Annotated in this window: 8 protein-coding genes; 2 read left to right on the top strand and 6 right to left on the bottom strand. The window is 61.4% G+C overall.

Translation table 11 applies throughout. The annotated features are described in order from the left end of the window. Positions 1 to 93: 93 nt before the first annotated feature. Positions 94 to 306 carry a hypothetical protein gene (locus ACFE0K_RS11400; RefSeq protein WP_434536179.1) on the bottom strand — a complete coding sequence of 71 codons (213 nt, stop codon included), beginning with the start codon at positions 304 to 306 and terminating at the stop codon, positions 94 to 96. 275 nt (positions 307 to 581) lie between these two features. Between ACFE0K_RS11400 and ACFE0K_RS11395 the strand changes: the two genes are divergently transcribed. Next, positions 582 to 1,547 (top strand): alpha/beta fold hydrolase, encoded by a 966-nt coding sequence (locus tag ACFE0K_RS11395; protein ID WP_434536178.1) that lies wholly within the window; start codon positions 582 to 584, stop codon positions 1,545 to 1,547. Continuing rightward, positions 1,534 to 2,028 (top strand): hypothetical protein, encoded by a 495-nt coding sequence (locus ACFE0K_RS11390; RefSeq protein WP_434536177.1) that lies wholly within the window; start codon positions 1,534 to 1,536, stop codon positions 2,026 to 2,028. Before ACFE0K_RS11395 ends, ACFE0K_RS11390 begins: the two co-directional genes overlap by 14 nt. Before the next feature lie 166 nt (positions 2,029 to 2,194). Here ACFE0K_RS11390 and ACFE0K_RS11385 read toward each other — a convergent pair whose 3' ends face one another. From ACFE0K_RS11385 to ACFE0K_RS11365, 5 genes are all read right to left on the bottom strand, one after another. Beyond that, entirely contained in the window at positions 2,195 to 3,172 is a 978-nt protein-coding gene (locus tag ACFE0K_RS11385) for a hypothetical protein (RefSeq protein WP_434536176.1), read from the bottom strand. Between the two features lie 23 nt (positions 3,173 to 3,195). Further along, entirely contained in the window at positions 3,196 to 3,657 is a 462-nt protein-coding gene (locus tag ACFE0K_RS11380) for a hypothetical protein (RefSeq protein ID WP_434536175.1), read from the bottom strand. Then, a complete protein-coding gene (locus ACFE0K_RS11375) occupies positions 3,654 to 5,612 on the bottom strand; it encodes a GMC family oxidoreductase N-terminal domain-containing protein (protein WP_434536174.1) in 1,959 nt (652 codons plus the stop codon). Before ACFE0K_RS11375 ends, ACFE0K_RS11380 begins: the two co-directional genes overlap by 4 nt. A 256-nt stretch (positions 5,613 to 5,868) precedes the next feature. Continuing rightward, entirely contained in the window at positions 5,869 to 6,900 is a 1,032-nt protein-coding gene (locus ACFE0K_RS11370) for a hypothetical protein (RefSeq protein ID WP_434536173.1), read from the bottom strand. Positions 6,901 to 7,221: 321 nt separating this feature from the next. Then, the gene (locus ACFE0K_RS11365) at positions 7,222 to 7,536 is read right to left on the bottom strand and encodes a hypothetical protein (RefSeq protein ID WP_434536172.1); all 315 of its coding nucleotides are present in this window, start codon (positions 7,534 to 7,536) and stop codon (positions 7,222 to 7,224) included. Positions 7,537 to 7,623 lie beyond the last annotated feature (87 nt).

Below are 7,623 nucleotides of genomic sequence, written 5' to 3'. Positions count from 1 at the left end.
GCGGGTCAGGTTATTGTGCCGGACCTTTAGCGGGAATGGGTCATCGGCCAGCAGGGGTTCGCGGATGGTATTGGCCAGTTGCAGGGCAATGGCTTATCCGAAGGTGTCTGCCTGATCGCGCATGCGGTCGAGCTGATTGTTGAGCAGCAGGGAACCTAGAATGGTCATGCCGCACAAAATCAGCAGTGAAATGGACAGGCCCAGCTTCCAGGCCACCGGGAAGTATTCCGGCACATAGGGAGCCAGCCACTCGCCAATGCGGCTGGGCTTCGTGGGGCGGGCTTGTCCTTGCGGCTCCTCGGTCACGATGCTTCCCTGTTTGAGTCGTAACGGTCACTTTGCACGCTTGTCAGCGGCGGGTCATGCTGTCAGATTCACAGGTCGATCCGGGCAACTTCGTGGGCCCGGGCTGGCTCTGCGTCGGCTAAGACCGCCGAAACGGTGCAGAGTTCTTGTTGGTTTTGCACCTGCGCCGACATCACAACAATGAGCAGACGAATATGCTAACAATAGCACTTTCGTCGTGCCGGGTAAGTAGTTGTCTACGGAGACCGGCTGAACCGAGATCGGGAAGAGTGAGTATGGCATTTATGCGTGAGCGGCAGCTTGCCGCCAATGGTCTGGATTTTTTCGTGGCTGAGGCCGGGGACCCGGGACACCCTCTGGTGTTGTGTCTGCATGGTTTTCCGGAATGTTGGGCTTCCTGGCGCTACCAGTTGCCGGTACTGGCACAGTCCGGTTACCACGCGGTGGCGCCGGATCTGCGCGGTTACGGCTATACCGGCGGCCCGGTGGAGGTGGATGCCTACCGGCAAAGCGTGTTGGTGGAGGACGTGGTCGCCCTGATCAAGGCGCTGGGCCATGACTCGGCAATCCTGATCGGTCACGACTGGGGGTGTGCGCTGACCTGGCAGGTGGCGCGCCGCTATCCACAGATGATTCGTGCGGTGGTGGGCATGTCGGTCCCCTATGGCGGGCCGGCTCCGGAGGCGCCCACCGTCTCCATGCAGCGGCTGTTTGAGGATCGCTTCTTCTACATGCTCTACTTCCAGCAGCCGCAATTGCCGGAGCAGGAGCTGGAAGCGGATGTGCCCACCAGTCTGCGCAAGATCTTCCACAGCCTGTCAGCGGATGGTATCGCAGATTTCCGGGCGCGCCCGGATGACACCGGCTTTCTGCAATCCATGCCTACCCCTGACGAGCAGCCTCGCTGGATGCGCGAGGAAGACCTGGCCTATTACGTGGAACGTTTCCAGCACAGCGGTTTTACCGGGCCAATCAATTGGTATCGGGCCATGGATGCGTCCTGGGAAGAAAGCCGCGACGATGATAACTGGCAGCTTCCCATGCCCAACCTGTTTATCGGTGGCATGCAGGACCCGGTGATCGTGTTTGGTCAAAAGGCCCTTCAGCGGATGCCCGATTACATTCCGGACCTGCGTACGGTGATGCTGGACCAGTGTGGGCACTGGATACAGATGGAACAGGGCGCCGAGGTCAACCGTGAAGTGATCGCATTCCTGGAGGAAGTCGATGGCAAAGGCTGAGCAACCCAGCAACTTTCATCGGGTGGGTGAGTTCCACCGCGCCTTTTCCCTGCCGGTGGAGCCGCAACCGGTAGTGCCGGACGATGCCACTATCCGCTTGCGCCTGGCCCTGCTGCTGGAAGAGTTTCACGAACTGGCTGAGGCCACTTGCCAGCAGCCCGATGCGGATCAACAGACCTTTCTCGACACCCTGGCGGTGGCCAGGGAGCAACTGACGTCGCTGGGCGGGTTTCGTGTTGACCTGGTGGAAGTGGCCGATGCACTCACAGACATCAATTACGTTACCTATGGCGCCGGGCATACCTTCGGCATAGATCTGAACGCCACCTGCGAGGAAGTGCATCGCAGCAACATGAGCAAGCTGGGCGCCGATGGCAGGCCGGTGAAGGATGAGCGCGGCAAGGTCCTCAAGGGGCCGGCCTACTCGCCGCCAGCGCTGGCACCGGTGCTGGCCCGACAGGGCGGGAACGGCGTGACCTGAACCGCAACGCCCGGTCGAGAGGCTGCGGTGCTGGTGATACGTTGCCGGTTGGCAGCGAGTGATGAGGCGCGAGTTGCGAAGGGCAAGCCCGTATTGCTTTTCGCGACTCGTCCCTCGTCACTCGCTTCTGTTTAAGAGCCTGGAAAGCAATGTGGTCCACGCGGTCCTAAATCTGCAGACTCATATCCGCCGGCAACTGATCGGTCAGAATTTCAAAGGCGCCGCCGTGGGCGCTATGCAGTATCCGCTCCGGTTGCCCGCGCCGGGACAAGGTGGCGGTGACGCTGGCCAGTTTGCTGTTCAGACAGATCTTGTTGCCGCCGGGCGGGTTGTAATAGGTGAGGGCGGCCACCCTGTCTGCCACCGTGGTCATGTTGATGCTTAAGCGAGCATCGCCGTTACCGGTCTGCAGGGCCCACTGGAAAGGGCGGTAGTCCGCGTTGGCGCGCAGGGCACGGGACAGGCTGTTGAACAGCAGGGTTTCCCCGTCCAGCCGCAAGGCCGCAATGGACAGCTGCGGGCTATACAGCGGCCCCACCTTCACCTGGGCGGTGGCGCATTCGAGAAAAGCGTCCGGCGCGTTGTCGAAGCCCACTACCTGGCCCCAGGCATAGCGGTCGGTATGCTGGCTTCCCCAGTTATGGTTTTCGCTGCCTGGCCATTGGTCCAGCACAATAGTTTCCCCATTCAGGGTCAGGGTGCCGCTGAGGCGGATATGGGGGCGGCTGACCAGCGACTTGGCCTTGGGCAGGGGGCGCTGGTAGAAGCTCTCAGGCAGAAACAGCAGTGGGGCTTCCCCGTCATCGTAGTGCAGATCCCAGCTCAGTTGTTCGTTGTCCCGGCGCAGCTGTCCCTGCAGGGCACCAGGCTGCAGATGGTTATCACCGGCGTCCACCTGCATCTTTGCGGTGCTGAAACGGCAGGCATCCAGGGGGAACTCTTCCTTGAACGCGTGGGTGCGTTGCCGGGCACCATCACTCCATACCGCCCACACTTCCCCCAGGGCCGGGCGCCGGTCCCGGGCGCGGAACAGGGTATAGCGAATCCAGATGGCCTGGGGTTTGTGCGGATGATTGGCGCGCACAAACCAGGATTCGTAGTGGCCGCCTTTGGGGGGTGCCTGCAGGCCGTAGTAGGGAATCATGGGGGGCTCCTTGGTCTGGACGATCAGCGGGATGAGCCGATGCCATGATCTTGCTGGTAAGCCTGCTGTTCGTCCACCAGTCGCAGGGCAGTAAAGGGAAAGGCCAGCATGCTTTCCCGGTAAGCCACTTCCGCCTGGCCGATGGTCTGCTGGTTCCGGTAGACCGTCATTGGGCAGGTGATCAGCGAGGCCAGCAGACCGTTGCGTCCGTACTGCTTTTTGCCTTCCACGCGCAGCGGGCCCAGCTCCGGGTGGTTGAAGGTGAGCCAGTAATGGGGGCCGTTCAAATGGATGGTCAGTTCCCCTTCGCAGGCGAAGTCCTGTCCGTCCAGGCTGACGGTGCCGCGAAAGTAACGCGGGGCACTGACGCTGAAGATGCGGGTGGTAAAGGCGCGAATCTGGAAGGCAAAGGGTTGCTGGCGGCCCTGACTGTCCAGTTGCAGCCAGCCGCTCATACGTTCCTTGAGTAACAGGCCCAAAGTCATGCGCATTCTCCTTGTGGTGGTGTGTGGGTGGAATCGATCTCGTCGAGCAGTTCCCGGGCGAGGGTGTCGGCGGCCCGGCTGGCCATGGCCATGATGGTGACCTGCGGGTTGGCGCCCAGGCTGGTGGGGACGCTGGCGCCATCCATCACATACAGGCCCGGGTGGCCGAATACCTGGTGATTGCTGTCGCAGACGCCCTGTCGAGCAGAGGCGGCAATGCGCGCTGTGCCCAGTGGGTGATAGGCGCTGATCAGGAAATCCGTGGGTTTCAGGGGAGAGCGCAGAAAACGCGCCAGCTCGGCGCGGTTGTGAATGCGCACGATGCGGTTAAGGCCGGGGATCAGCACCTGCTCGGCACCCGCGTCCAGATACCAGCATGCCAGGGCATGGATGCCGCGTTTGAACAGGGCAAAGTCCTGCCGGTTCATATGGTAGCGGATCAGCGGCAGCCCCCGGTGCGGCCCCCGGCGTACCCGCCCCTCGCTGGTGTCGCGGATCATGAAGCCGAAGTAGGCGGTATGCGGATAGTCTTCGGTAAAACGCACCCAGTCTTGCCCGAACAGGGGGTTGAGCAGGCTGTGGCCGGCCAGCGGTATGGTGCCGCCTTCGAACATCAGGCCCTGTTCTTCCCAGTCCGATACCCCGTACCCCTGAGGAATGCTGCGCCCGTTGGCGAGATCCTGTTGCGGAAAGAGGGCATTGACCACCCCTGCCGGGTGCAGGGTCAGATGGCGACCCAGGTGACGGTTGCGTACACCTTGTTGTTGCAGGAACAGGGGCGTGAACAGGCTGCCCATGGCAACAATGGTGCGCTGGCTGGTCAGTTGCAGCGTCACCGTGCGCCCGGCGGTATTGGTGCCGCGGGCGGTGACGCCGGTAATGCGGTTGCCGTGGCGATGCAATCGTTCGGCCCGGAAGCCGCTGAACAGGAAGGCGCCCCGTTCCAGGGCCCGGGGAATGTAGCTCACGTTGGTGGATTGCTTGGCATCCGTGGGGCAACCGAACTGACACAGCCCCTGGCCGTCACATCCCTGGGCATTGCGCATCAGCGGCTGGCGCTGCAGGAAGCCATTGGCAGCGGCGCCCTGGTCGATGATGTCGCCAATGGGGCCGACAGTCTCTGCCGTCGCCTGCTGTACGCAGAGCATGCGCTCCACGCCCTCGAACCAGGGGGCCAGATTCTGTTCGGTGAAACCATGCAGCCCCTGTTCCCGCCAGCGGGCCAGTACCGATGGCGGGGTACGCATGCAGGTGCCGGAATTGATGGTGGTGGTGCCGCCCACATTGCAGCCCACCGGTACCGGGATGATGGCATTGCCGGTGGCCACGGTGGCGCCCCAACTGCGGTAGAGTTTGGGGATCACCTCGGTGAGTTTGCCGTTGAAGTGACTGCGGTCGTAATACTGGCCTTCCTCAATGATCACCACGGCCAGGCCTCGGCAGGCCAGCTCGTAGGCCGCTGCGGCGCCGCCAGCGCCGCTGCCCAGGATCACCACATCCGCTTCCAGAGTCAGGTCTTCCTCGCAGTCCCGGGCGGCGGTGATCTGCTGTTGCCAGCGAAAGGTTTCGATCTGGGCGGGCAGTTGCACCGGTTGCCGACAGCCGGTGGCGTGCTCCACCTGATCATCCAGTACATAGGCGGCCTTGAAGGGCAGAGCCAGCAGGCGGAGCAGTTTGCCGGACACCGTGGTGGTGGCCAGTTTGTCGAGAAAGCGGGCCTGGCGGGCCCGGCTGGCTCGATGGAAGGCACGACCCCGCACCAGACGATGACGGTTATCGAGCCACAGCAAGCCGGCTTTCAGGCTGCGTTGTAGGGCCGGATGGCCGGCCAGTTGTGTATCCATCTTGCCGAGCAGTGCATCGGTATCTGCCGCCGGCAGGGTCTCCCCGGCGGGGAAAAGCGCGCGGCACAGGGCGATGGCGGTGGGGTGGTGGCGAAGCGTTAGTTGTCCCATGGCTTCAGTGTAGTCAGCGCGAGAATGCGTGCTTGTCTTCGCAGACAGCTGCCGATTGTGGCTGCGGGCAAAAACATTGATGTCGATCAAGGCGTGCTGATAGGGAAGGAGAGAGGATAGCAGCGGGATATGATCCCGCTGCGTATGCTTCCGGTTGTCTCCGGAACTCTTTGGCCCCGGTTTCCGGGGCCTTTCTTTATGCGTTGTCAGATTGCTGGCTGCCCCGTCTGAAAGCGACGGGGCAGCGGTTCGCCGGTTATTGCTCGGTCTCCTCTACCGGTGGCTCCTCTTCCGCTTCACAATCGGTGCCCACGACCACCGCATGGGCGGCTACGTAGAGCGGGTCAGCGTCGACCGCGATGGTGAAGTCCAGCATGCTGGTGGGTTCCAGCGGCTCCTGGGTGTTGCCGAACAGTCCGGGTGCATTGGTAGGCAGTTCTTCTGCTCCTGCATAGACGTGAGCTTCCAGCAGGCCAAAGCCTTCGAAAGTCTCATAGGTCAGGTGCAGGAAGCTGCCGTCATAGGTGTAGCTGACGGTGCCCACATGGGTGCCTTTGCTGAGATCATGCTGGCCGGCACCGGCATACAGATCCACGCTACCATCGTCGCCGGGCAGCACGGTGATCTGCCAGCCCCAGTTGCCGAAGCCCAGTTCCTCGAAGGTCTTGTCACCAACGCCATAGGCGGTTTCAGCGCCCGGGCATACCGGTGGGGGCGGATCGTCATCTTCACAGTCAATCAGGTACTCACTCCAGGTGGCCCAGTTGCCGCGATCGATAATGCGGTCGCCATCGGCCCAGGCGGTTTCCTCCTGAGTGGTGTCGCCGTCGGTCTTGCTGACAACGGCATGGGCCGCCAGGGCAACCAGATCGCCGCATTCGGCTGTCAGGTCATCCAGAGGGATCTTGAACTGGAAGGTGTTGGTGTCCAGGTCCTCGGCGACGTAGGGGAACTGGCCGGGAATCGGGTTGCCGTTATTGGTCTGCGGCATGTCATCCAGGGATTCTCCCGCGAACAGGTGGACCTCATTGAGGAGCCAGCCGCCGGTGGTTTCATAGGTGATGTAGAGGAAATGAGCATCGGTTTCCAGGCAGACGGTGCCTACATCAATGGTTTGGCCAGCAAACAAGGTTCGGCAGGGTTCGCTGGGGTCGATTTTGCTGGTGGCTAATCGTGCGTCGGCAGTCAGTCCGTTGCCGGAACTGCCGCCACCGCCACAACTTGCTAGCAGCGCGGAAAAGACAAACAGCCAAAAGGCTGTAAACAGGGATTTAGGGTAGGTAACCATGACCAGACTCCTTACTGGGTCGCGGTTACTGGCTCAACTGCGTGACTGGGTCAGTAAACCGTTGGGATAGACATAGGGGATAAGCAACCTTATTTTGTGAACTGCATCACAAAGTGTAGCGCTGTGAAGAAGGCGTGAGAGTCCGGCGGGGGGCTGAATTTTTTCCTCAGTGTTTTCCGTGAGAGAGGCAGCTCTTTTGTATGGCTTTCTCATTACGTAAAAAAGCGTACATTTTGGCACTGAACAAGAAGGAATAGCGCAGCTGTGCACTGCACGGAGAAAGGCGGCCACCGGCAGAAGCCGGTGGCCGGAAGGACGTGCTTACCAGTGAATGCCTTTGAAAAGGCGTGAAAAGGCTGCCTGTTCGCGGCGAATCTTCTTCGGTGAGCTTTCCTTGTCGCCCAGGGCCGCGGAGGAATCCGAGAATAGCTTGTAGCCGGTATTCATGATGGTCTCGGTGACCTTGGGAGTCAGGAAGTGCATTACCTGGCCCATCACGCCAAGATTGGTGGCGATACGCTTGGGCTGGCGCACGATGGCATCACAGATCATGTCCGCTGCCTGGGCGGGGCTGATGGGGGGAACATGATTATAGAGCTTGGTGGGCGCGATCATCGGGGTGAGAACCAGCGGCATGTTGATGGTGGGAAAGCGAATGCCGTCATGAGCCAGTTAGCTGGAGGCGGAGCGGGGGAACGAATTTAGGGCGGCATTAGACGCACC

The sequence above is a fragment of the Alcanivorax sp. genome (assembly GCF_051117345.1).
Lineage (GTDB): Bacteria > Pseudomonadota > Gammaproteobacteria > Pseudomonadales > Alcanivoracaceae > Alcanivorax.
The sequence above is the reverse complement of the archived record's forward strand: the minus strand, read 5'-3'. Positions and strand labels throughout refer to the sequence as shown.